General features: G+C 72.4%; 21 protein-coding genes. 6 read left to right on the top strand and 15 right to left on the bottom strand.

Translation table 11 applies throughout. The features are described from left to right. Positions 1-40 precede the first annotated feature (40 nt). The gene (locus R9X44_RS17635; RefSeq protein ID WP_319815356.1) at positions 41-337 is read right to left on the bottom strand and encodes a hypothetical protein; all 297 of its coding nucleotides are present in this window, start codon (positions 335-337) and stop codon (positions 41-43) included. Here R9X44_RS17635 and R9X44_RS17630 point away from each other — a divergent pair. After that, positions 221-946, top strand: coding sequence for an AraC family transcriptional regulator (locus R9X44_RS17630; RefSeq protein ID WP_319815272.1), 726 nt, complete (start codon positions 221-223; stop codon positions 944-946). The two genes, R9X44_RS17635 and R9X44_RS17630, sit on opposite strands and share 117 nt — an antisense overlap. Positions 947-1,008: 62 nt before the next feature. Here the strand turns inward: R9X44_RS17630 and R9X44_RS17625 are convergent, their stop codons facing one another. The 11 genes from R9X44_RS17625 to R9X44_RS17575 form a co-directional block, all read right to left on the bottom strand. Next, a complete protein-coding gene (locus R9X44_RS17625) occupies positions 1,009-2,364 on the bottom strand; it encodes a cytochrome P450 (protein ID WP_319815271.1) in 1,356 nt (451 codons plus the stop codon). A gap of 14 nt (positions 2,365-2,378) precedes the next feature. Further along, positions 2,379-2,870: a flavin reductase family protein gene (locus tag R9X44_RS17620; RefSeq protein ID WP_319815270.1), complete on the bottom strand. Its 492-nt coding sequence runs from the start codon at positions 2,868-2,870 to the stop codon at positions 2,379-2,381. Further along, complete coding sequence (locus tag R9X44_RS17615) at positions 2,867-3,319, bottom strand: acyl-CoA thioesterase (protein ID WP_319815269.1); 453 nt, start codon at positions 3,317-3,319, stop codon at positions 2,867-2,869. Before R9X44_RS17615 ends, R9X44_RS17620 begins: the two co-directional genes overlap by 4 nt. Beyond that, positions 3,316-8,913: a type I polyketide synthase gene (locus R9X44_RS17610; protein ID WP_319815268.1), complete on the bottom strand. Its 5,598-nt coding sequence runs from the start codon at positions 8,911-8,913 to the stop codon at positions 3,316-3,318. The genes R9X44_RS17615 and R9X44_RS17610 overlap by 4 nt, the downstream gene beginning before the upstream one ends. After that, entirely contained in the window at positions 8,910-9,914 is a 1,005-nt protein-coding gene (locus R9X44_RS17605) for a DUF1702 family protein (protein ID WP_319815267.1), read from the bottom strand. The genes R9X44_RS17610 and R9X44_RS17605 overlap by 4 nt, the downstream gene beginning before the upstream one ends. Positions 9,915-9,986: 72 nt before the next feature. Further along, positions 9,987-10,502 (bottom strand): hypothetical protein, encoded by a 516-nt coding sequence (locus R9X44_RS17600; protein WP_319815266.1) that lies wholly within the window; start codon positions 10,500-10,502, stop codon positions 9,987-9,989. Positions 10,503-10,506: 4 nt separating this feature from the next. Beyond that, on the bottom strand, positions 10,507-11,055 hold the full coding sequence (locus R9X44_RS17595; RefSeq protein ID WP_319815265.1) for a hypothetical protein: 549 nt from the start codon (positions 11,053-11,055) through the stop codon (positions 10,507-10,509). A 160-nt stretch (positions 11,056-11,215) separates the two neighbouring features. Further along, positions 11,216-12,835, bottom strand: a complete 1,620-nt coding sequence (locus tag R9X44_RS17590; RefSeq protein WP_319815264.1) for an acyl-CoA carboxylase subunit beta — start codon at positions 12,833-12,835, stop codon at positions 11,216-11,218. A gap of 57 nt (positions 12,836-12,892) precedes the next feature. Continuing rightward, positions 12,893-13,879 carry an enediyne biosynthesis protein gene (locus R9X44_RS17585; RefSeq protein ID WP_319815263.1) on the bottom strand — a complete coding sequence of 329 codons (987 nt, stop codon included), beginning with the start codon at positions 13,877-13,879 and terminating at the stop codon, positions 12,893-12,895. Further along, complete coding sequence (locus R9X44_RS17580) at positions 13,876-15,855, bottom strand: CRTAC1 family protein (RefSeq protein WP_319815262.1); 1,980 nt, start codon at positions 15,853-15,855, stop codon at positions 13,876-13,878. The genes R9X44_RS17585 and R9X44_RS17580 overlap by 4 nt, the downstream gene beginning before the upstream one ends. Before the next feature lie 62 nt (positions 15,856-15,917). Beyond that, positions 15,918-16,907: a DUF1702 family protein gene (locus R9X44_RS17575; RefSeq protein ID WP_319815261.1), complete on the bottom strand. Its 990-nt coding sequence runs from the start codon at positions 16,905-16,907 to the stop codon at positions 15,918-15,920. A gap of 230 nt (positions 16,908-17,137) precedes the next feature. Between R9X44_RS17575 and R9X44_RS17570 the strand changes: the two genes are divergently transcribed. From R9X44_RS17570 to R9X44_RS17560, 3 genes are read left to right on the top strand one after another with little or no spacing between them, the layout of a single operon-like run. Further along, positions 17,138-17,416 carry a hypothetical protein gene (locus R9X44_RS17570; RefSeq protein ID WP_319815260.1) on the top strand — a complete coding sequence of 93 codons (279 nt, stop codon included), beginning with the start codon at positions 17,138-17,140 and terminating at the stop codon, positions 17,414-17,416. After that, on the top strand, positions 17,413-18,195 hold the full coding sequence (locus R9X44_RS17565; RefSeq protein ID WP_319815259.1) for a 4'-phosphopantetheinyl transferase family protein: 783 nt from the start codon (positions 17,413-17,415) through the stop codon (positions 18,193-18,195). Before R9X44_RS17570 ends, R9X44_RS17565 begins: the two co-directional genes overlap by 4 nt. A gap of 20 nt (positions 18,196-18,215) precedes the next feature. Then, on the top strand, positions 18,216-18,965 hold the full coding sequence (locus R9X44_RS17560; RefSeq protein ID WP_319815258.1) for an alpha/beta hydrolase: 750 nt from the start codon (positions 18,216-18,218) through the stop codon (positions 18,963-18,965). Positions 18,966-19,005: 40 nt separating this feature from the next. Here the strand turns inward: R9X44_RS17560 and R9X44_RS17555 are convergent, their stop codons facing one another. Further along, positions 19,006-19,986 (bottom strand): hypothetical protein, encoded by a 981-nt coding sequence (locus R9X44_RS17555; RefSeq protein WP_319815257.1) that lies wholly within the window; start codon positions 19,984-19,986, stop codon positions 19,006-19,008. Between the two features lie 35 nt (positions 19,987-20,021). After that, complete coding sequence (locus tag R9X44_RS17550; RefSeq protein WP_319815256.1) at positions 20,022-20,156, bottom strand: hypothetical protein; 135 nt, start codon at positions 20,154-20,156, stop codon at positions 20,022-20,024. Positions 20,157-20,347: 191 nt separating this feature from the next. Here R9X44_RS17550 and R9X44_RS17545 point away from each other — a divergent pair, with 191 nt between their 5' ends. Beyond that, a complete protein-coding gene (locus tag R9X44_RS17545; protein ID WP_319815255.1) occupies positions 20,348-21,187 on the top strand; it encodes a metallophosphoesterase in 840 nt (279 codons plus the stop codon). Between the two features lie 19 nt (positions 21,188-21,206). On the opposite strand, the gene R9X44_RS17540 is transcribed toward R9X44_RS17545, so the two are convergent. Next, entirely contained in the window at positions 21,207-22,676 is a 1,470-nt protein-coding gene (locus tag R9X44_RS17540; protein ID WP_319815354.1) for an NAD(P)/FAD-dependent oxidoreductase, read from the bottom strand. A gap of 197 nt (positions 22,677-22,873) precedes the next feature. On the opposite strand from R9X44_RS17540, the gene R9X44_RS17535 reads away from it, so the two are divergent. Continuing rightward, positions 22,874-24,427: a 4-hydroxyphenylacetate 3-hydroxylase N-terminal domain-containing protein gene (locus R9X44_RS17535; protein WP_319815254.1), complete on the top strand. Its 1,554-nt coding sequence runs from the start codon at positions 22,874-22,876 to the stop codon at positions 24,425-24,427.

Genomic DNA, 24,427 nt, shown 5'->3' with positions numbered 1-24,427 from the left:
GCCGCCGCCGCACCGGAAACCGGCAAGGACACGCCGGACTTCATAGCACTTTGGGCCGTTTTGGGAAGTTCTCCGCGACCGGATGATCACCCAACGTCATTGATTTGTCCTGGATTGCCGTACCGGTTCTCGGGCTGTCGGGCACGGAAGCCAAGGGGGCGGACATTGGCGTGTAATCCGGAGTGGAGGTCGATTTCTGCCGAGACGGAAAGGCGGAGTGATGCAGAGTGAGATCGAGATGGCCGTGCTCAGAGCCATCGAGGCCATGCAGGAAAGGCTCGGCGATGAGCTGAAGATCGACGATATGGCGCGGGCCGCCCTGTTCAGCAAATTCCATTTCTCGCGAGTTTTCCAGCGTGTTACCGGACTTTCTCCCGGACGTTTCCTTTCCGCGATGCGGCTCGAGGAGGCCAAGCGGCTGCTCAGCGAGACGCCCTATCCGGTGACCGAGATCAGCGTGCGGGTCGGCTACTCGAGCGTCGGCACGTTCTCCTCGCGCTTCAAGAGCAGCGTCGGGGTCTCGCCCACCGACTACCGGCGACGGCTCAGGTTCGCGCCCGTCCCGGCGAAGCAGCCCGCGCTCGTCGGGGCCGGAGCCCGTGCCTCGGTCTCCGGGACCGTGGAGTCGGAGCCAACCGACCGGCCGGTCTTCGCCGGGCTGTTCCCCGGCCCGATCCAGCAGGGCGGACCGGTGCGCTGCGCGGTGCTCGACCGGCCTGGCCCGTTCGTGCTGCGCGACGTCCCGCTCGGCTCCTGGTACCTGATGGCGCAGGCCGAGACCGCGACCGGCGTCCAGCACATCGGCAGCACGGGTCCGCTGACCGTCCGGCCCGGCACCACGACGCTGCGCGCGGACGTCAGGCTGCGGCCGAGGCACCGCTTCGACCCGCCGGTCCTGCTCGCCCTACAGGACCTGCGCGCCCTCGCCGAGAGGTTCGCCGCGTGACCCGACCACCACGAACGCACAAGAAAGGGCCCGGCTCAGCCGGGCCCTTTCGCTTGCGCGATTCAACGCCGGGAGACCCGCATGGAAAGGCCGCCGCGCACCCGCAGTGACAGCATCGGCTCGGGCGTCGGGCTCGCCCCGGCCGGTGCCGCGAGCCGCAGCGACCGCACGACGGTGGCGAGCACGATCGTCGCCTCGACCATGCCGAGGCTGTTGCCGACGCAGAACCTCGGCCCCGCGCCGAACGGCAGGTGCGCGAACTTCGGCCGCCCTTCCGCCGACCCGTCGAACCTGCCGGGGTCGAACCGCTCGGGGTCGGGCCAGAACGCCGGGTGCCGGTGCAGGGTGAAGGGGCAGATCACCACGTCGGCCCCGGCGGGCACCCCGTAGCCGCCGACGACGTCGGCCGCCTGCGCCTGCCTCGGCAGAATCCACACCGGCGGGTAAAGCCGCATGACCTCCTGGAGCACCTGGACGGTGTAGGCGAGCCCGTGCAGGTGCGCGAACCTGACCGGCCCGTCCCCGACGACCGACGCCACCTCGTCGCGCACCCGGTCGGCGACGTCGGGGTGCCGGTCGAGCAGGTGGAACGCCCACCCGAGCGTCGACGCCGTCGTCTCGTGCCCGGCCAGCAGCAGCGTGACGAGCTCGTCGCGCAGCCGGGTCCTGGCGACGGCCGGGTCGGCCTCCCGGTCGACCGACCTGATCAGCCGGGAGACGACGTCGTCCTCCCCCATCGCCGCACGCCGCTCGGCGACCAGGGTCGCGACGACCCGGTCGAGCTCGCGCCGCGCTTTGCGGAACCTGAGCTGGTGCGGGAGCGGCACCCACATGGGCACGGCCCCGAGCGTCACCATCTCGAACATCGCCTGGTCCTGGACGGCCTCGAAGGCGTGCGCGATCCCGGTGAACCTGCCGAGGTCGGCGTCGAGGAGGGTCCTGCCGAGGACGCCGAGGGTCAGCCCGGTCAGCTCGGCGACGACGTCGACGGGGGGTCCCCCGGCGTGCGCGGCGAGGCGCGCGGCGAGCGCCTCGGCCTCCTCGGTGATGACGTCGGCCTGGGCGCTGATCCGCTGGTGCCGGAACACCGGCCGGATCACGTTGCGCTGCTCCTTCCACAGCGCGCCCTCGCTGGTGAGCAGGCCGTCGCCGATGGCGCGGCGGGCCTGCACGAGGCCGATGCCCTTGTGGTAGTTGGCGGCGTTGTCGGCCAGGACGTGCCTGGCGTGGTCGGGATGGTTGAAGAAGTACAGGGTCTTCGGCCCGATCGTGATCTTCACCGCGTCGCCGTAGTCGCGGGCGGCCTCGGACATGAGGGCGAGCCGGTCCGTGGCGAGCTGCTTGAACAGCCTGGCCCCGGCGCGCAGCGGCGGACCCGGGGGGACCGACGGCGCGGGCCTGGCGGAGGTCGTGGTCACGGGAAGTCCTCTCCTCACGCGGCGGACCGGAAGCCGCCGTCGACGAACACGAGCGCGTCGCCGTCCTCACTGCGCGCCAGGTCGAGGACGCGGCCGAGGAAGATGGTGTGGTCGCCGCCGTCGTAGGTGCGCCACAGTTCGCACTCGAAGTGCGCGACCGCGCCGCCGAGCAGCGGCACCCCTGTGCGCGTGCCGAGCCGGTGCCCGATCCCCTCGAACTGGGCGGCCCCGAGCGGCCTGCGCCGGTCGGCGAAGTGCCGCGCCAGCGCCTCCTGCCCCGCCGCGAGGACCGAGACGCCGAACGAGGCGTCGAGGCAGTGGTGCATGATCGCGTCACGGCCGATGCACACGAGCACGAGCGGCGGATCGAGCGACACCGACGCGAACGAGTTCGCCGTCATGCCGTGCGGCGTCTTCCCGCCCGTGGTGATGACGGTGACGCCCGTCGCGAACGCGCCGAACGCGCGGCGCAGCGTCCTGGGGTCGGCCAGCGCTGACGGGATCACGACGCCCTCCCCGTCGCGGCGGCCTGCCGGTAGGGGGCGAGGGCGCGCAGCAGCGCGTCCGGCACCCGGGACGGGACTGTGCGGTTGTTCGGGCCGCGCATGCACGCGACCCGCTGCCTGCCCCTGGCGATGAGCGGCTCGGCGCCGTCGGGGTCGAGCCGCACGTAGTCGAACCCGAACTCGAGCTGGGTCTGGGCGAGGTCGATGAGCCGCATCCTGATGGACAGCTCGTCGAACGCGGTGATCTCGGCGAAGAACTCGCAGTCGACCTTGAGGGTGAACAGCTTGAGGTCGGCCCTGATGTCGGCGAGCACGTCGGGGGCCTCGGTCTTGAGGAACATCTCCCTCGCCCTGCCCTGCCAGCGCACGTAGTTGACGTAGTAGACGTTCCCGACGAGGTTCGTCTCCTCGAACCCGACGGTGTGCCGGTACTCGTAGTAGTCCGTCATGAGGGGTCCTCCTCCTCGAAGGCGACGGCGAGGACGATCGGGTCTGCGGCGTCCCGGACCGTGGTGAGCAGGGTCGCGACCCGCAGCGTCCCCGCGGCGTGGACGCGCCAGGCGTCATGCGTCCCGGGGACGGGTTCTGGGTCGGGCGCGCCCACGGGCAGGCAGGCGCGGGCCGCGGCGAGCCGCGCCGCCTCGCCGTCGCCGCCCGCGGCGACGACCGCGCAGCCGACCGCCCCGGCGACGGCGAGGGTCAGCCCGGCCGCGTGGGCGAGGGCCACGCCGTCGGCCTCGGTGGCGGGCCTGCCGAGCACGCGGGCCGCGGTGGCGCCCGGCCGTGGGCCGTCCGGGCCGTCGGGGTCGACCGCGACCCGGACCGAGACCCCGGCGAGGTCGGCCAGCATCCGCTCGGCGTAGGGGCCGAGCAGGGCGGGCGGCCACGGGCCGCGTCCGTCGCCCTTGCGGACGGCGCGCAGCCGCAGCCCCTCCCACCGTTCGACGACCTCGCCGGACGGTGTGCGGACCGCGACGTCGTAGACGTAGGTGTCGCCGTCGCGTTCCCGCTCGGCTGCGGCGAACCGCAGGTCGCCGACGGTCCCCGCGGGGGCGGGGACGATCCTCGCGACGCCGAGCGGCAGCAGCGTCGCGTGCGGGACGCACACCTGGTTGCCGTGCATGAGCGCGTCGCGCATCCCCGGGTCGCCGAGCAGCAGCCGGTCGGGCAGGTAGGCGGAGAACCAGTCGACGCCCTCCCGCGCCTCGACCGACGCGTCGACGCGCAGCGCGGCGGCCTCGGCGTACCCGGTGAGCCGGTGGAAGCGGCGGCCCTGGAACATGACGCTTCCGTACAGGTCGGCGGCCGGGTCGAGCGGGACGGGCGCGAGCCCGTCGGGGATCTGCTCGGGCGCGCCCTCGGCGGGCGGCCCTGCCGGGAAGACGAGCCGGGCGCGGAAGTGGTCGGCGGCGAACCCCGTCTCCGCGCTGCGGATCGTCGCCTCCGCGACGCCCTCCCCGGTGACGGTCACCGCGACCCGTACCGTCGTCGCGCCGCGCGGCGGGATCACCACGGGACGCAGGAACTCGGCGTCCTCGATCGCGGGGACGCCGTCCCATCCGGTGGCGGCGTGCGCGACCTGCGTCATCGCCTCCATCCCGAACACGGCGGGGAACAGGAGGTCGCCGTCGAGGTGGTGGTCGCCGAGATAAAGGTCGCTGCCCGCGTCGAGGTCGGTCTCGCAGACCAGCTCGACGCCGTGGTAGCGCACCAGCGGCCGGTCGGCGAACCGCAGCAGCGGCAGTTCGGGGCTGGCGAAGCGGAGCGTGTCGAAGTCCTGGACGCGCCCGCTGACCACGACGACGTCCGGGGTGTCCGGGTCGGTGACCAGCCGCCGCATGATCGCGACGCCCTGCTCGGGGGTGATCGCGGTGACGCCGTCACGTTCCAGCGCCGCGACGACCTCAAGCCGCTCGCCCATCCCGACGCCCGACCAGACCGACCATTCCACGCAGATCGCCCGGCAACCGGGGTGAGCGTCGCCGAACGCGCGGGTCCGCTCGGCCATCAGGTCGTTGGCCATCGCGTAGTGCGCCTCGCCCATGAGGCCCGCCCTGCCGATGATGCTCCCGAAGGTGACGAGCAGCTTCAGCCGGTCGGCGTCCACCGCGCCGAGCACGGCGGCGAGGCCGTCGAGCTTGGGGGCGAAGGCGCGGCGCAGGGCCGCGGCGTCGAGCCCGGCGATGGCGGCCGGCTCGTTGCGGCCCGCGCCGTGCAGCACCCCGGTGACGGGTCCCAGCGCGGCCTCGGCGGCGGCGACGGCCCGCGCGACCGCAGCGCCGTCGGTCACGTCGGCCCTCGCGTAGTGCACGGGGACGCCTTGGTCGGCCATCCGCGCGAGGTTGGCGGCGAGCTCGCCGTCGTCCTCGGGGGCGGAGCGGCCGAGGATCGCCAGGCCCGCGCCGGTCTCCAGCGCGACGGCGAGGGCGCACTCGGCGGTGATGCCCTTGCCGCCGCCGGTGACCAGCAGGGTGTCCCCGCGATCGAGCGGCATGACCCGTTCCTTCTGCGCGGGCGGAAGCGCGCGCAGCGTCGGCGACCTGCGCACGCCGTCCACGCCGTAGTCGGCCTCGCTGAAGCCCCGGGTGGCCGCGGTCTCGGCGACGACCCGGGCAGGGGCGTCCGGGCCGTCGGGGGTGTGCACGACGGTGACGCGCAGGTCGGGCGCTTCGAGGCGGAGCGTCCTGGCCAGCGCGGAAGCGCCCGCGCCGGGCTGCACGAGCACGTAACGGCTGCCCTGGCCCGCGCCGAGCGCCGCCTTCGCGCCGTCGAGCGCGGCGGCGAGATCGACCTCGGAAGGGTCGGCGGGCAGGCACACCAGCACGCCGTCGCCGAGCGGGGCGGCCGACAGCGCGGCGAGCACCGCCGCACGGCCCGGCGTCTCCGGCCCGAAGACCCGCCATGTGCCCTGCCGCTCGGCGGGGGCCGCCGGGGGCGGCGGGACGGGGTCCAGGTCGATCCGGAACTGCCGTGCCCAGGGCGCGGCACCGGTGATCTTCGCGGCCGTGGGGTCGGGCGCGTCGGCGGCCATCGCGTCGAGCGCCTCGGCGAGCTCGCGGATCGTCGCGGTGGCGAAGTTGGCGAGGCCCTGCGCGGCGGGCGCGCCGGTGAGCGCCTGCGCGGCGGTGTTCATGATCTGGCCGATGGTGATCGAGCTGAGGTGCAGGTCGTCGAGCAGCCTGCTGTCGTCGCCGACCATCTCGGCGGGCAGCTCGGCCCGCTCGGCGGCCAGGCGGCGCAGCAGCTCGACCGTCGGCTCGCCGTCGGTCGTCGCGGCTTCCGCCGACGCCTTCGCGGGACGCGCCACCTCGCGGACGACGACGTCGGGGGCCGTCTCGCAGGGGCTCGCGAAGAACGCGAACTCCTTGCCGACCTCGAGCGGCCGCACGAGGCGTCCGTCGAACAGCACCTCGTGCAGCACGGGGACGCCGAGCGTGTAGGCGGCTCCGGCGACGCGGAGCAGCCCGGCCAGCGACTCGTCGTCGGTGTCGAGCGAGACGACGGGCACGTCGGTGATCGCCGAGGCGAGGTTCCCCAGCACCCGGCCGGGCCCGACCTCGATGAACATGTCGCAGTCGGCGGCGGCCTCCGCGACGGCCTGCGCGAACCTGACGGGCGCGACGATCTGCTCGCGCAGCAGCGCGGGAAGATCGGCCCCTTCGGCGAGCGCGCTGCCGGTGACCGTCGAGACGACCTTCGCGGCGGGCGGCGCGAACTCCTGCGCGGCGAGGTCGCGCGCGAACACCTCGGCGGCCGGCGCGACGAGCGGCGAGTGGAACGCGTGCGACACCCGCAGCGGCGTCCAGCCGAGCCCCGCCGCGCGCACCGCGCGGCCCAGCCGCTCGACCGCGTCGACGGGCCCCGCCACGACGGTCTGGCCAGGGCCGTTGTATCCGGCGACGACGACGGGAAGCCCGCCGATCAGTTCCGCGACCCGCTCGGGGGCCGCGCCGACCCCGGCCATCGTGCCCGGCTCGCTGTGCTCGGACATCGCCGCGCCGCGTCTTCTGGCCAGGCGCAGCACGGCGTGCTCGTCAAGCGACCCGGCCCAGTGCAGCGCGGACAGCTCGCCGAGGCTGTGGCCGAGCCCGACCCCCGCCTCGATGCCGAGAGCGGACAGCGCGCGCAGCCCCGCGACGGAGCCCGTGACGATGCGCGGCTGGGCGACGGCGGTGGCGACCTGGTCGCCGCCCTCGGGCAGCGCGGCGGCCCGGTAGACCGCGTCCACCTCGGCGAACCTGCGGCGGAGCGCGCCGCCGCCGCTGCCACGGCCCGAGCCCTGCCCGGGGAACAGGAACCCGACCTTGACGTCGCCGGCCCTGCCGAAGGAGCAGCCGTCGGCGGCGCGCATCGACGCCTCGCCGGAGTCCATGGCGTCGAGGAGCCGGTGCAGCTTGCGTTCGGCGTCCTCGGGCGACGCCGCGACGACCGCGGCCCGGTAGGGCAGGTCGCGCAGTTCGGCGCGCGCGGCGGCGGCGAGGTCGCCGAGCTCGGCGTAGGACACCTTGAGCACGAAGTCCGCGAGCCTGGCCACCCGCGCGCGCAGGTCGTCGGCCGAGACCGCGTCGACAAGCAGCAGCTCGGCGTCCTGGCGGGCGGCGGCCAGCGCGCTGAGCCGCGAGTCGAGCGCGCGACGGCGGCGCGGCGTGGTGTTCTCCACGACGATGTGGGTGTTGATGCCGCCGAAGCCCATCGCGGTGACGGCCGCGCGCAGCGGGCCGTCCACGGGCCAGGACTCCGCCTTGCGCAGCACGCGGAGCTGCGCCTTGTCGCCGTCGGCGGCCGACAGCAGCTCGTGCGGGTCGGTGCAGCCGAGGGTCGGCGGGAGCACCTGCTCGTGCACCGCCATCGCCGCCTTGATCAGCCCCGCGACGCCCGCGGCGGCCTTGGTGTGCCCGATCATCGCCTTGACCGTGGTGATCACGGCGGGCCGCGCGGCGTCGCCCGCGGCGGCCCGCGCCCGCGCCAGCGCGGTCAGCTCGTTGCGGTCGCCGACCTGGGTGCCGGTGCCGTGGCCCTCGAACAGCTCGACGGTGTCCGGCCCGAACCCCGCCCTCGCGTAGGCGCGGTCCATCGCGAGGACGTAGCCGCCGACCTCGGGACGGGTGATGCCGCCCCTGCCGTCGGAGGAGACGCCCCAGCCCGCGATCGTCGCGTAGACGCGGCGGCCCTGGGCGACGGCGTCGTCGTGCCGCATCAGCACGACCATGCCGCAGCCCTCGCCCGGCCAGAAGCCGTTCGAGCCGCGGTCGTAGACGCGCATCTCGGACTTGGCGAGCGCGCCGGTCTTGGCGAACCCGATGATCTCGAACGGGTCGATCGACAGGTCGACGCCGCCCGCGACCGCCGCGTCGAGGTCGCCGTCCACCAGGGCCTTGCAGGCGGTGGAGACCGACAGCAGCGACGACGAGCACGCGCCGTCGACGGTGTAGCCGCCGCCGTTCAGGTCGAAGTGGTTGCAGATCCGGCCCGCGATGGTGTTGGCGAGCCCGCCCGCGAGGGTGTCCTCATCGACGCCGGGGAAGGGGGCCTTGTAGGACTCCTCGTAGCCCGCGAGGAAGTCCGCGAGCCTGTCGTCGTCCCAGCCTTCTGCCTTGAGCGCGGCGGCGAGGGTGCGCTTCACATACGGCCAGCGCAGCCGCATGAGGTTCGCGCGGGTGAACTCGCCGGTCAGGGAGTTGCCGACGAGCACGCCGGTGCGCTCGCGCGGCAGTCCCTCGGCGGCGGGAAAGCCCGCGTCGGCGAGCGCGCGGGCCGCGGTGTCGAGGGCGAGCCAGTGGGTGAGGTCGGTCGACCGGTAGGTGCTGCCCGCGATCTTGTAGGCGACGCGGTCGAACGTGTAGCCCTCGATGACCGCGGCGGTCCGCGCGTAGAACTTGTCGGGGGCCGACGGGTCGGCGTCCCAGTAGTCGTCGAGCCGCATCCGCACGTCGGGCAGGCGGCGGAAGGCGCGGCGGCCGGTCACCGCGTTGTCGAACAGCTCGGCGGGGCTGGCGGCATCGGGGTAGCGGCACGCCATGCCGACGATGGCCACACGGGTCATGGCCGTGTCCCCTGACGGACCGCGTAGAACGCCGCGATGCGCTGCCGCCAGTCCTCGTAGGCGGGCAGTTCGTCGTGGGTCTCCAGCCCTGTCGTCTCCAGCCCTGTCGTCTCCGGCTTGGTCTCCAGGCAGACCGCCGCTGCCTCCTCCGGCGACATCCCGCACAGGATCTGGGTGGCGAGCGCGGTGTGCTCGTTGAGGATGCCGCCGCGCGCCCGCGCCTCGGCGGCGAAGGCGCTGCCCTGGGCGAGGAACGGACCGTGCCTGCCCGCCCTGTCGCGCAGGCGGCGCAGCTCGTCGGCGGAGCCGCCGCAGGCGTAGGTCGCGGCCAGGCCCGTGCCCGCCCACAGGTCCTCGTGGCGCTCGGGCGCGTAGGCGTCGATCAGGTCGGCGACCCAGTCGGGATGGGTGCCGCCGACGAACCACAGCGCCCTGCCGACGCCCTGGTCGACGGCGCGGGCGCGGTACCGCGCGGACCCGTGAGCGGGCCACGGGAACACGGTGTCCCTGTGCTGCTCGTGAACGTACCGGCGGGTGTGGAAGTACGCCTGGTGGAAGCCGTAGCCGTCCAGGACGAGCCAGCGCAGCAGCGGGTCGGGCGCGCTCGCCCTGCCCCACAGGGGCCTGGGCAGACGGGCCAGCGCCCAGCCGACGCCGACGTAGGCGGTGTAGACGTGAGCGCCGCCGCGTCCTTCGAGAAAGCTGTCGAACCTGCCTCCGCCGCCGCCGGGCAGCGCGTCGAGCATGGTGCAGGCCATGCCCGCGCCCTCGTAGGCGAAGCCCTGGAACCGCTCGGGCAGGGCGTCGAGGCTCCGCTCGGCCTCGGCGAGGTCGCGGGCCTCCATCACGTGTCCGTAGCCGGTGAGGAACATCGCGCCGACCGTCTCCAGCAACACGCGGCTTTCCGGGTCCTTCTCCGGAAAGCCGCGTGTTTCCAGCCGGGTGGCCGAGACATGCGGGGTGAGAATTCTGCGGCGAGCCGCGCGCCATCCTTTTGCCATTTGCCCAACCATCCCTCGATTGGCTGTGATCGGGATTTCCGATTCAATCTCGCAAATGGTCGGGCGGCCGGGCTACTCCGAGCGTGCCGCCTTGCGGCCGAGGCCCGTCGCCGAGCGCACTCCCCCGGCCGTCAGGGCCCCGCCCGCGAGGACGAGGAGCAGCGTGAACACCCATTCCCGTGAGCCGTCGTGCCGGTAGACCTTGTCGCGCCTGCCGACGTCGCGGGCCGCGACCCGCGCGCCGAGCACGACCGCGCCCTCGCCGCCGTACAGCGCGACGTCGGCGCGGACCGGGCCGCCTTGCGGCTGGAACGAGCCGAACCAGTCGCAGGCGCGGTGCCCGGGATGGGTGACGCACTCGAGCCGCTCCGCGGTGAACGTGCCGGGCGCGCCCGCGCCCGGCGTGGCCGCGCGCGCGACCTGCCCTGCCGTGGGCGCCGCGAGGTACAGCAGGAACAGCCCGAGCAGGGTCACGACCACGCCGAACGGCGACCTGCCGGACTTCGGACGCCGCGCGGCCGTGGCGGCGGCCTCCTCCTCCGGGTCGTCCCACACCGAGGCGTCGGGGGGACCCTGGACGGCGGCCACGCGCTCAGCCCTTTCCCGCGCCGACCAGCTCGCGGCGCTGCTCGGGCGCGCAGTCGCACTCGGCCGCCGCCCGCTCGACGGGGTTCGGGCGCAGGTGCACGATCATCGCGATGATCATCGGGATCGTCACGATCGCGTTGTAGAACAGGTGGAGCTCCACCCTCGGGACGAGGAGCTGGATGATGCTGGTGGGCACCGGCTTGTCCGCGATGTTGCTGTGGACCGTCGCCTGGATCAGCAGGAGCAGGTGCTCGAGGTGGTGCCAGACCTGGATGCCGAGCGCGATGTTCCACCAGGTCCTGGAGCGGCCGGTGAAGCCGCCGCGCAGCGCGATGAAGCCGGCGAGCATGAGCAGGGCGTAGCCGTAGTGCAGCCACTCGGACTTGACCAGCCACGGGAACTGGAGCCCGAGGACGCCGCGCGCCTCCGGCACCGGCCAGCCGAGGGCCCAGATCTGGTACGCCTGCGAGAGGTGCTCGGCCCAGTGGGCCACGACGATGAATCCGAAGACGCCGAGCGCGGTCTTGTGCCAGCGCGTGTTGAGAGCGGTCACGGGGGTCTCCCTGAAATTTCGGAGGGCTTATCCGAAAGGGTAGGAGAGGCTATTCCCGGCATCCTTATTCCAGAATGCTCAGATATGCGGAGGCGGGGCCGCTCCCGCACGGCCCCGCCTCCGACGCGCTGACGTCCCTCACATGCCGAGTATTTGTCCATTAAAGCGGTGTATTGCCGTGTTTGCGGGGCTGGGGGGCCTCGCGCTTGGCGCGCAGCATCGCGAGCGCGCGGGCGACGGCCGCCCGGGTGTCGACGGGGTCGATCACCTCGTCCACGAGGCCGCGTTCGGCCGCGTAGTACGGGTGGACGAGTTCGGCCCGGTACCGGGCGGCGAGCTCGGCGCGTCTGGCGGCCCGGTCGGGGGCGGCGGCGAGATCCGCGCGGTGCACGACGTCCACGGCGGCCTCCGCGCCCATCACCGCGATCTCGTTCGTCGGCCACGCGAGCGAGACGTCGCAGCCGATCGACCGCGAGTCCATCACGATGTACGCGCCGCCATATGCCTTGCGGATAATGACCTGGACGCGCGGGACCGTGGCCTCGCAGTAGGCGTAGAGCAGTTTCGCGCCGTGCCGGATCGCCCCCGCGTGCTCCTGGTCGGTACCCGGCAGGAAGCCGGGGACGTCCACGAGGGTGACGAGCGGGATACCGAACGCGTCACAGAACCTGACGAACCTCGCCGCCTTCTGCGCGGCCTCGGCGTTCAGCACCCCGGCGAGGACCATCGGCTGGTTGGCGACGACCCCGACGGTCTCGCCGTCGATCCTGCCGAGCAGGCACAGCACGTTGCCCGCCCAGCCCTCGTGCGCCTCCATCGCCTCGCCGTCGTCGAGGAGTTCGGCGGCGACCGCGCGCATGTCGTAGGGCCGGTTCGGTTCGACCGGCACGAGTTCGGCGAGCGCGGGCCGCTCGTCGTCGGCGGCCCCGCACGGCCCGGCGGCCGGGGGCTCGTCAAGGTTGTTGGACGGCAGCAGGGACAGCAGATACCTGACCTCCGCGAGGCAGGTCTCCTCGTCGTCGTACACGAACGCCGCGACGCCGCTGCGCCCGCCGTGCACGTCAGCGCCGCCCAGCTCCTCGTGGGTGACGCGCTCGCCGGTGACCGCCTCCACCACGTCGGGGCCGGTCAGGTACATCCGCGCGGTCCCCCTGACCATGAAGGTGAAGTCGGTGAGGGCCGGCGAGTAGGCCGCCCCGCCCGCGCACGGCCCGAGGATCACGCTGATCTGCGGGATGACCCCGGACGCCTTGACGTGCCTGCGGAAGATGCCGCCGTAGCCGTCGAGGGACATGACGCCCTCCTGGATGCGCGCGCCGCCGCTGTCGTTCAGCCCGACGAGCGGCGCGCCGCAGGCCAGGGCCAGGTCCATCACCTTGTGGATCTTCGCGGCGTGGGCTTCGCCGAGCGAGCCGCCGAACACCGTGAAGTCCTGGGCGTAGACGAAGACGCGGCGGCCGTGGACCGTGCCCGAACCGGTGACGACGCCGTCGGTCGGCGGACGCCTGCGCGCCATGCCGAGGCCGCTCGCCCGGTGCGCGCGGTGCGGTTCGAGCTCGGTGAACGACCCCTCGTCCAGCAGCAGGCCGAGCCGTTCGCGCGCGGTGAGCTTGCCGAGTCCGCGCTGCCGCGCCACCGCCGCCTCGTCGCCCGCCCGCAGCGCGGCGACGGCGGCGGCGCGCTCGGCCCGCAGCGCGTCCATCGTGCGCGGCGGCGGCGCGACCCGCAGCTTGCGCGGGACCGGCACCGGCACGTAGTCGGCGTCCGAGGGAATGGTCATCGGTCCTCCCGGGAATCGGTCCGCCGCCCGTCCGGACGGGACGGGCGGCGGACGCGGTCAGGCCGCCGCGGCGTGCGCCGTGCCCGGCGGGGTACGGTCGACGCCGACGACCTCGGCCTTGGCATCGCGCTTGCCGAGGTAGTGCTTGACCCACCAGCTGATCCCGCGCGCGGCGCACACGAGCGTCGTCGCGTAGAACAGCGTGTAGGTCACGTTGAACACCATCAGCACGCCGTAGGTGGTCGACACCCCCGCGCCGAACATGAACTGGGCCCGGCCCGTCGAGGGCGTGGTGCCCGGGTCGGTGATCATGTAGTTGGTGTAGAGGATGAACGCCACGCCGGACATGACGGCGAGGCCGGTGGACAGCGGGTGGTCCCAGATCCAGTAGCGCACCAGCGCCTGGATGACGAACCCGCCGGCCCAGCCCACGATGAGCAGCACGCGCTTGGTGAGCATCGCGTTGATGACGGTGCCCGCCATCGCGATGAGCAGCGGGATCAGGATGCGGAACTCGGTGTTGGCGTACTCGGTGAACTGGTAGGGCGGCGCGATGCTCGCCCAGGTGCCGAACGCGAGCAGCCCCGCGGTGATGCCGAGGTTCGACGGGTTCATGAAGTGCCGCATCCGGCCGTTGATCGGGGCCTTGAGTATGTACTTGCCGCCGACGCCGACCAGCACCCCGAACATCACGGGCCACCACTGGTCGTTGGCGTAGAACAGCATGTTCACGGCGAGGCTCGTGATGTGCGCGGGCAACAGGAACTCGTACAGGCCGCGGAACCCGCGACCACGGAACTTGGGCGCGCGTTTCTCGGTCCAGGCCGACAGGCTCTCCAGCATGACGTCGAAGGTGTAGCCGGTGGCGAGCGCGAGGAACGGCCACAGGTAGGGCTGTTCGAAACCCAGGATGGTGTAGCCGAGGATGTTGAAGACGGACAGCGACAGGGCGAAGTTGCGCAGCGCGAGATAGCGCGGGTCGGCCTTGGGCTTCTCCTCGGGCGCGGGCGGCGCGGGCCGCACCGCCTCGATCGTCGACGTCATCGGATCTCCTCCGCGGCGGTGTCGGACAGGATCAGGGAGTGGGTGCCGGGAGCCAGCGTCAGCTCCTGCGTGATCTGCTTGCCGGTGGCGTCGGCCCACTGGAGGCAGACCTTCACCGGGGCCGTGGCGTCGCCGAGGCCGAACCTCACCTGGAACGACCGCTTGCCGCTGTGGCCGCCGCCCCCGTCGAGCTGGCCGAGGCGGGTGCCGCCGTCGGCGGTCCAGATCTGGGCGGTCGCCCCGTAGGCCGGCGTGCCTGGGGCCTGGAGCCCGCCGCCCTTCCCGGCGACCGGGCGGTACAGGTTGAGCGTGAGGTGCTGGCCGAGGTCGGCGGCGCTGTTGGCGTAGAAGGCGGGCGGACCCCACTGCCTGGCGACGGCGAGGTCGAGCGCGCCGGTGCCCCTGGTGTCGCCCGTGGCGAGGCCGCGGGTCGGGACCGGCACGGCGAGGCCGAGCTGGTCGCTGACGTTGGTGTAGGTGCCGTCGCCCTCGGCCGCGAAGAAGGCGAGCTCGTCGGAGCCGGACAGGTCGTCGCCGGGCTCGACGTGCGGCCACATCTTCGGGTCGGTGTAGACGTGGTCGTTGGACATGGCGAGTTCCTGGAGCCACGGCCACCGGTTGATCTTGCCCTTGACGAACCCGTCGGCCTGCACGACGTCGAGGTGGCCGGTGTTGGAGAAGTCGCCGGTCTTGTAGTCCCAGCCCCAGCCCGTCCAGGCCAGGCCCTTCTCCTGGGCGCGCTGCACGAACGGGGCGTCGCCGTCGCGCATGAGGCGGTCGGCCTCGGCGGGGTCGGCCGCGGTGTTCATGAAGATGAGGTTGCTCTCCTCGAGGCCCCAGGCCGCGGTGATGTTGCTGACGAGGATGTCGAACCGTCCCTTGTTGTCCAGGTCGGCGAAGTCGACGCCCATGCCCTTGAACGAGTCGTGGCCGACGGCGAACGACTTCGGCGTCGTCGGGCTGCGGGTCGATTTCACCTCGTTGAACCTGATCTCGTCGGCGGTGGAGACGTTGTGCAGCAGCCTGTCCTGGCCGAAGTCGTTGGCGAGGTACAGCTCGGGCTTGCCGTCGCCGGTGAGGTCGGCGTTCGACGCGGCGAGGGTCCAGCCGCTGCCCGCCTCGAACGGGATCGCCTTCTTGTCCTCGACATAGGAGATGGTGGGCTTGTCGCCCGCCTCGCCGCCCAGCCAGCGCAGCACATGCGAGCCGCCCGCGTTGTGCGCCGAGGACATCGAGGAGTTCATGGTGACGTTGCGCAGGCCGGTCGGGTCGAGCACGTCGGAGTCGGGGAAGTAGTTGGCGACGACGATGTCGGGCTCGCCGGTCCCGGCGAACGACCCCACGGTGACGGCGTTGGTGTTCCAGCGCGGCCCGTGGTACCTGCCGTCCGGCGAGTGCCCGGGGACGAGTTCCGTCGGCTGGTAGGACGCCATCTCGATCTTGCTCGCGTCGGCCTTGGCGAGGAACACCACGGGGGTGCGGCCCCAGTAGTAGACGAGCAGGTCGAGGCGGCCGTCGCGGTTGTAGTCGCCGGGCACGCAGCCCATCGGGGCCATCTTCCCGTCCATCGGCAGCGGGGCCGCGTCAAGGACGAAGGGGGTGAACCGGTCGGCGGCCGAGGCCGTGGGCGTGTAGGTGACGACGACCTCGTCGGTACGCGTGTCGACGATGCACAGGGCCGTCGCCCGGCCCGTCCCCGCGAGGTCGTTGACGGCGATCGCCGCGCCGACCGAGGAGATCCACGAGCGGATCCGCTCATAGGCGGGGTTGACGTCGCGGACTGTCTTGGCGGGCGCGTCGTATCCGGCGGGCATCTCGATGGGTAGTTCGGTGAAGCCGTAGCTCTTGGCGAGGTCGCTCTTCTCCTCGCCGGACGCCTGCGGAAGGCGGGCGACGAAGAACATGACGATGATGGCGGCCAGGGCGACCGCGCCCGGCAGAAGGGCGCGGACTCGGCTGCTGGGTTCTGTGCTCATCTCTCCATCCCAGGAAGTGGCGGCTGAGGGGGCGGCTGGGGGACGCGGGGCACTGCTGGCGGCTACCCGATCGGCACCTCCGTGAAGTGGGCGCGGACCCTGCCCCGCCAGATCTCGTAGGCGGGCACGGCATGGGACTCGGCCGGGTCGACCGCCGCGCCGTCGGCGAGCGCGACCGCGCGCTCGACGGTCAGGCCGGTGAGCGCCTCGAGCGCCTCGGCCGAGTGCGGCGCGACATGGCCGGAGAAGGCGCGGGCGCGCGCGGCGAACACCGCACCCTGGGCGACCTGGGGACCGTGGCCCAAGCCGTCGGCGACGGCGCGGAACGCGGCGAGGTCGCGCGGCGCGCAGCCGCCCGCGAAGGTCGCGGCGAGGCCCGCGCCGCTCCACAGGTCGGCGCGGCGGTGCTCGGCGAACGCGCCGATCGCGTCGGCGACAGCGCGGGGCCGCGCGCCGTGGATGAACCACAGCGCGCGGCCGATGCCCTGGTCGACGGCGCGCGGGAAGTAGTCGGCGTCGCCCTCCCAGGCGTAGGGGGCGGGGACCTTCTGCTCGTCGACCCAGGTCCTCGTCTCGAAGTAGGCGCGGTCGAAGCCGTAGCCGTCGACGGCGAGCCAGGTCATCGCCGGGTAGTAGGGCGAGCCCGACAGGTCGGGCATGACGTTCTTCCACAGCGGGCGCGGCAGCCTGGCCATCGCGAACCCGATGCCGATGTAGGCGAGGAAGATGTGCGGCGCGCCGGGGCCGCGCAGCAGCGCGCGGGTGCGGCCGCCGCGGCCCGGCATGGCGTCGCGCACGGTGCACGCCATCGTCGCGCCCTCGTAGGCGAAGCCGCGCAGTTCGGGGGCGACGAGGGAGAGCCTGCGTTCCAGCTCCCACTGCTCGCGGGTGTCGATCCCCCACTCGAAACCGGCGATCACCGACTGCGGGATCTCCTCGAGCGCCGCAGCGGCGGGGGTCCCCGCCGAGGGGAAGCCGCGCGCCGCGAAACCGATGCGCGCGAAGGACGGGGTCAGGGCGAGCCTCAGCAGCGAGCCGAACGGACTCGGCATGGTGTGCCTCCAGGGGGTCAGGTGCGGGGCGACCTGCTGCCCATGGTCAATTCGCGCGTCGCGGGTTGCTTCTTTCGTGATGCGGCACCCGGCCGGCGCATCTCCCCCGGGTGGCAGCAAGGTGCGGGGCCGCGTCAGCTTCCTGCCGCCGTCCCGGCCCCCGCGGCGGCCCTGGGAAGCACACGATGGAAATGTGCGAGCGGCCAAGGGCATTGGACGGGAATAACCGGATGTTCATGGAAGTCACTTTGCGGCGGGTGCCGCCCGATCCGAACAACTCACCCGTCGACGGGATTCGGATTCTGGCGATGCTGCCGCGGCATTGGCGGACGGGGCTGCGCCGTGAATCCGGCGACGTCATTATCGAGGTCCGGCTCGACGCGTCGGCCACCGCACGCGCGATACGCCGGGAGATCTCCCGGGCCATCGCCGATCCGAGTGTCGGCGATTGGGAGCCCGCCGGAAGCAGATTCGTGCCCGACGCGGCATGGGAGAGGGGAAGGCGATGAGCGGACACATTTCCACCGGTTCTGGTTGCACGATTCGGTGGGCGGATCCGCGTGAGCCGGCGCACGCCGAGGCCGTCGCGCACATGTCGGCGGCGGAGGTCGAGCGCGCGATGGGCTACCACCGCGAGGCCGACCGGCGGCGCTTCGTGACCGCGTGCGGGCTGCTGCGCGCCGCTGCCGCCGCCGAGCTCGGCGTCACGCCCGGCGAGGTGGTCGTCGACCGGACCTGCCAGGGATGCGGCGCGCAACACGGCAAGCCGAGGATCGTCACCGACGGGCCGGTCCTCGAGGTGTCGGTCTCGCACGCCGGCGACCGGGTGGCCGTCGCGCTCAGCGCGCTGGGCCCGGTCGGCGTGGACGTCGAGCAGATCGTGCCGGGCGCGGCGGCGATGCCCGAGCTCGCGCTGACCCCGGCCGAGCGGACCATACTGCGCGGCGTCCCTCCCGAGGGGAAGGACGCGGCATATGTCGCCATGTGGGTGCGCAAGGAGGCGGTGCTCAAGGCGACCGGGCACGGCCTGCGCATCCCGCCCGACCAGGTGGAGGTGACCGGGCCCGACGCGCCCCCCGCGCTGCTGCGCTGGCCCCTTGACCTCGCCCCGGCGTCGGTGGGGCTGTTCCCGCTCGACCCCGGCCCCGGCTACGCGGGCGTCGTCGCGATCCTCGGCGCGGGCGGCCGTGACGTCCCGGTGGAGGGCCGCGCCTACGCGGCGGCGGACGCCCGCGTAACGGCTCCCCCCGCCCCTCTCCCATCGCGCCTAATGCACACGCTACGATAAAGTAGAAGGTGGGCGAACAAATGAACTTCATCATGATTCCCGGGCCATGGCAGGGGGCTTGGATCTGGGAAAGCGTGGTCCGGCGGCTGCACGAAATGGGGCATAGGGCATATCCCATAACGTTGACCGGACTCGCCGCCGACGCGGCCGCCGATGTCAGTTCGATCGGCCTGCGGACGCATATCAATGACATCCTGAGGGCCGTCGAGGAAAACGATGTGCGCGACGCGATCATCGTGGCGCACAGCCTTTCCGGCGTGGTCGGCGGAGTGGCCGCCGACCGCATTCCGGAACGTGTCGCGCGGGTCGTCTACCTTGAGGCGTTCGTGCCGCGCGCGGGCCAGGCCGTCCTGGACGCCTTCCCCGCCCCGCTCGGGGAGGAGGAACGGCGGCTGATCGACGAGAGCGGCGGCCGCTGGCCCGTTCCGGACAGCAGCGTGATCGCCGACGGGCAGGGGATCACGCCCAAGCAGGCCGACTGGCTCGTCCGGCACTCGGTGGACCACCCGGGCCGGCCGCTGTGCGAACCCGTGACGCTCAGCCGCCCCGCGGCAAGGCAGAAGGCCGTCTACGTGGTCTGCTCCGGCGACCACTTCGACGACGCGCTCGCCGCCGACGTTGAACCGCTGCGCGCCGAGCCCACCTGGTCCTTCCGCACCCTCGACGCCGGCCACTGGCCGATGATCTCGGCCCCCGACGACCTCGCCGCCCTCCTTGACGACGTCGCGCGGGAAGCCTCCCTCGAGGTCTCCCGCGCGTCGACCACCTGACTCCCCGCCCCGAGGCGGATCAGGCCATGGGCTAGATCCACTAGATCCAGTTGGCCTCGCGGGCGCGGAGCGCGGCCTGGAAGCGGTTGACGGCACCGAGCCGGGTCATCAGGTCGGCGACGTACCTGCGGTAGGTGCGGACCGAGACGTTGAGGTCGCGGGCGGCGATCTCGTCCTTGTCGGCGTCGCACAGTGCCGCGAGCACCTTGCGGTCCATGTCCGACAGCAGCGGCCCGCCGTCGCCGGGGCCCGCGTCGAGCACGTCGGCGGACTGCCAGATGGTGTCGAAGTAGGCGACCATCTGGGCGACGAGCCCGGGTTCGCGCACCAGCAGCGCGCCCTGCTTGGAGTCGCGCGGGTTGACCGGGACGACCGCCGCGCCCCGGTCGAAGATGACCATGCGGTCGAGCGGTTCCGACGTCACCCTGATCTCCGCGCCGAGCCCGGAGATCTCCCGTACGTACGCCGCCATCGGCGCGTCCTCGAGCGCCCCCGGATGGTAGACGCAGCGCAGCACGAGGCCGCGGCGCAGCGACCTGGTGTCCAGCGGCAGCGCCTTGTCGATCGCGGCGCGCGACAGCGGCCCGCCCGGATGGACGGCGAGGGTCTCCCGGTAGGAGAAGAACGCGAGGTCGTCAAGGCGCAGGCGGACCCGGTCGAGGCCGTTGATGCGCTCGATGTCGAGCGTGGGCTCCTTCGCCTCGCCCTGCCGCTGGTCCTCCACCAGGGAGGAGATCGCGTCGCGGGCGGCCAGGACCTGGCGGATCTGCCCGTTAAGGTCGTGCAGACGGCGTTCGATCAACCGCTCGACGCCGATCCTCGGCTCGGTGACGGCGATGCGGTGCCGGTCGGAGATCTCCAGCAGCGCGAGCCTGCCGAGCGCCTCGACGGCCGCCTCGATCGCGTCGGGGTCCCAGCCGAGCGCCTGGCGCACGGTGCCGATCCCCTCACCGGGGTGGCGGAGGAAGAACCGGTAGACCTCCTCCTCCTCGACCGAGATCCCGATCACGGACATGTCCATCCGGTTCCACCTCCCGCGGGCTGAACAGATCAAGACTAGACCTGGCCTTCCTCGGCGACGCCACCGCGCACGTGCTCCCCGGTGATCTCGTCGAGCCGCCCGGCGTCCCGGACCGGACCGTAGGAAAGGCAGTCCCACGCCGTGCCGTCGAACTCGTCCGGCTCTTCCATCACAGCCCCCTGTTTCACCTCGGTAGGAATGGACAAAATGGACAGACATCTTCACGATAGTCGGGTGGTTTTTCATCTGATGTCCGCTTAAGTGCGGTTCGCCGGGGTGCGCATTCTGGAAGCAGGACCGCAGGCCGGAAATCCGCACCACGGGAGAAGCGCGCGCGCCGGGCCGTCCCGACGATGGAGCGATGGCGCCGAAACTGCTCGCCGTCTCCGACCTCCATGTCGCGATGCGGGAGAACCGCGAGTTCGTCGAACGGATTCGCCCGGAAGGCGACGGCGACTGGCTGATCGTCGCCGGGGACACCGCGGAGGTGTTCGATGACGTGCGCTGGGCGCTCGCCGCCCTGAGCCGCCGCTTCGCCCGCGTCCTGTGGGCCCCCGGCAACCACGAACTGTGGACGGCGAAGCACGATCCCGTCCGGCTGCGCGGAGAGCGCCGGTACCGGTACCTGGTGGAGATGTGCCGCTCGCTCGGCGTCGTGACGCCCGAGGACCCCTACCCGCTGTGGGACGGCCCCGGCGGGCCAGTCCGGATCGCGCCGCTGTTCCTGCTGTACGACTACACGTTCCGCGCGCCGGGCACCAGGACGAAGGACGAGAGCCTCGCCGCGGCCTACGCGGCGGGGATCGTGTGCACCGACGAGTTCCTGCTCCACCCCGACCCGCACCCGACCCGGGACGCCTGGTGCCGGGCCCGCGTCGCCGAGACCGAGCGCAGGCTCGCCGCGCTCGCCGCCGAGCCCGTCGTGCTGGTCAACCACTTCCCCCTGGTCCGCGACCCCACCCAGGTGCTCAGGCACCCGGAGTTCGCGCAGTGGTGCGGCACCCGCGCGACCGCCGACTGGCACGTCAGGTTCAACGCGGCGGCCGTCGTCTACGGGCACCTGCACATCCCCCGCACGACATGGCACGACGGCGTCCGCTTCGAGGAGGTCTCGATCGGCTACCCGGCCGAATGGCGGACGCGCGGGACGGCCCCTCCGCCGCCCCGCCAGATCCTCCCCTTCGACACCGTCCGCTGGTGACGCGCACGGCCCGCCCCCGTCAGAGCCCAGCGGGCTCAGGGAACTCAGCGGGCTCGCGCAGGTCGACGGGCCCGCCCAGCCCGGCGGGCTCAGTCGGCTCCGCGGGCTCAGCCAGGTCGGCGCCCTTGGGCAGGTCAGCGGCCTTGGGCAGGTCGACGGGCTCGGGCAGGTCGGCGGGCTCAGCCAGGCCGGCGGGCTCGCGCAGGTCGGCGCCCTCGGGCAGGTCAGCGGCCTTGGGCAGGTCGGCGGGCTCAGCCAGGTCTGCGGAAGGCGCGGTGGGGCCGTCGAAGACGTCGTTGATGGCGGTCAGGCCGGAGAGCATCGTCGCGAAGTCGATCCGGCGCGGGCGCAGCCGGTGCGGGTCGATCGTCTCCTGCGCCTTGTCCCAGTAGTCCTCCTTGTTCCGGGTCCGGTCGTAGAAGAACCTGACGAACTCCAGCAGCGACCCGAGGAACTCGCGGTAGTCGCGCTCGTACGCGGCCATCGTCGCGGCCTCCGTCGACGGGTCCCGCAGCACCGCGTCAAGCGACTCCGCGAGCCCCTGCGCGCCGCGCATGGCGAGGGTGACGCCGGTGGACAGCAGCGGGTCGATGAACGCCGCCGCGTCGCCGACCAGCGCCCAGCCGGGACCCTGGAAGCTGCGGCACGTGTAGGACCAGTCCTTGATGCTGCGGAACGCCGCGGCGCGGGTCGCGCCCTCGGTCAGCGCCCGCACCTCGACGGCCTCGCCGAGCTCCCGCGCGTACAGCTCCTCAAGGCTCAGGCCGCTCGCGCGGAACTCCTCGATCGGGGTGACGTAGCCGACGCTCACCGTGCCGTCCGCCAGCGGGATGTACCAGAACCAGCCGTTCGGGCGGTTCTCGGTGACGGTGTCGCCGGCGCGGGTCCCCCGGTACTTCTTGCAGTCCGCCCAGTAGGTCCACACGGCGATGTTGCGCAGGTCCTCGTGCCACTCGATGAGGTCGAACCTGCGCGCCAGCAGGTGCTGCTGGCCCGTCGCGTCCACGAGGGTCCGGCAGCGCGCGGTGTGCTCGGCGCCCTCGCCGCGCAGCGTGTAGACGACGCCGGTCACCCTGTCGCCGTCCATCAGGACGTCCTTCACCGACGCCTCCTCCACCACCCGCGCGCCGAGTTCACGGGCGCGGGCGAGCAGCATCGCGTCGAAGTCGGCGCGGCGCACCTGGTGGGAGTACTCGTAGTCCGACGACTCGGTGAACCTGAAGTCCCAGGTGCCCTGGTTCCTCCCCCACAGCAGGGTGCCGCCATATTTGCGGTTGAAGCCGAGTTCGTCCATCCGCTCGCGGACGCCGAGTTCCTCGAGGGTCGGGATCGTCCCGGTGATCAGCGACTCGCCGATGTGGTAGCGCGGGAACCGCTCGCGCTCCAGGACGAGCACCCGGTGGCCGCGCTTGGCGAGCAGACCCGCGGTGGCCGAGCCGCCGGGCCCGCCTCCCATGACGATGACGTCGAATTCGGCCTCGGTGTCCATCACAAGCGTCCTCCCTGTTCGCGGCGGTGACCCTCAGCATGCGCCGACCGCTCGGCGGGGCACTTCTCCGAGATTGCCGGAGAGGTGAGACCGGAGAGGTGCGAGGGGCGCGCGCATTCAGCACGTCAGGAGGTGCGCGGGACTTCCTCACGGGCGGACGATGATCACCGGTGAGAATTCCCGGAGGGGGAACGGCGATGAGCGATTCCGGCCCGACCGTCCGACCGCTGACCGGCACGGAGTACGTGGAGAGCCTCCGCGACGGCCGTGAGGTCCACCTCTACGGGGAGCGCGTGAAGGACGTCACCGCGCACCCCGCCTTCCACAATCCGGTGCGGATGACCGCCCGGCTCTACGACGCGCTGCACGACCCCGAGCGGCGGGACGGCCTTGTCAAACCGACCGACACCGGCAGCGGCGGGTTCACCCACGCCTTCTTCACCACCCCGCGCGACGCCGCCGACCTCGTCGCCGACCAGCAGGCGATCGCGGGCTGGGCGCGGCTCGGGTACGGCTGGATGGGCCGCAGCCCCGACTACAAGGCGTCGTTCCTCGGCACGCTCGGCGCGAACGCCGAGTTCTACGCGCCGTTCCAGGACAACGCGCGGCGCTGGTACCGGGAGTCGCAGGAGAAGGTCCTGTACTGGAACCACGCGATCGTGCACCCCCCGGTCGACCGTGACCGGCCCGCCGACGAGGTCGCCGACGTGTTCGTGCACGTCGAGCGGGAGACCGACGCCGGGGTCGTGGTGAGCGGCGCGAAGGTCGTGGCGACGGGCTCGGTCCTCACCCACTACAACTTCGTCGCGCACTACGGCCTGCCCATCAAGGACAAGCGGTTCGCCCTCGTCGCGACGGTGCCGATGGACGCGCCCGGCATGAAGCTCATCTGCCGCCCGTCCTACACGGCCGCGGCCGCGATGACGGGCAGCCCGTTCGACTACCCGCTTTCCTCGCGACTTGACGAGAACGACACGATCCTCGTCCTGGACAAGGTCCTGATCCCCTGGGAGAACGTGTTCATCTACGGCGACATGGAGAAGATCCGGCTGTTCAGCGGCAGGTCGGGGTTCCTCGAGCGGTTCACGTTCCACGGCTGCACGCGGCTCGCCGTCAAGCTCGAGTTCCTCGCGGGGCTGCTGGTGAAGGCGCTGGAGATCACCGGGACCAGGGACTTCCGCGGCGTGCAGACCAGGCTGGGCGAGGTGCTCGCCTGGCGGAACCTGTTCTGGGGCCTGTCGGACGCCGCCGCGCGCAACCCGACCCCGTGGGTGGGCGGCGCGGTGCTGCCGAACGTCCAGTACGGCATGGCGTACCGGTGGTTCATGCAGCTCGGCTACAGCAGGGTCAAGGAGATCATCCAGCAGGACGTGGCGAGCGGGCTCATCTACGTCAACTCCGGCGCCGAGGACTTCGCCGACCCCGAGATCCGCGGCTACCTCGACAAGTACCTGCGCGGCTCGGGCGGCGCGGACGCCGAGGAGCGCGTCAAGGTGATGAAGCTGCTGTGGGACGCCGTCGGCACCGAGTTCGGCGGCAGGCACGAGCTGTACGAGCGCAACTACGCGGGCAACCACGAGAACGTCAGGCTCGAACTGCTGCAGGCCCAGTTGTTCGGCGGTCAGATAGATTCCTACACCGATTTCGTGGATCAGTTCATGAGTGAATACGACCTTTCCGGATGGACGGTCGACGACCTTTCCTCGTTCCCCGGGCTGAAGCAGCGCGGCAGCGATTTCCCGACGCCCTGA

The sequence above is a fragment of the Actinocorallia sp. A-T 12471 genome (genome assembly GCF_033875155.1).
Lineage (GTDB): Bacteria > Actinomycetota > Actinomycetes > Streptosporangiales > Streptosporangiaceae > Actinocorallia.
Note: the sequence above shows the minus strand (reverse complement) of the source record. Positions and strands in the feature narration are given on the sequence as shown.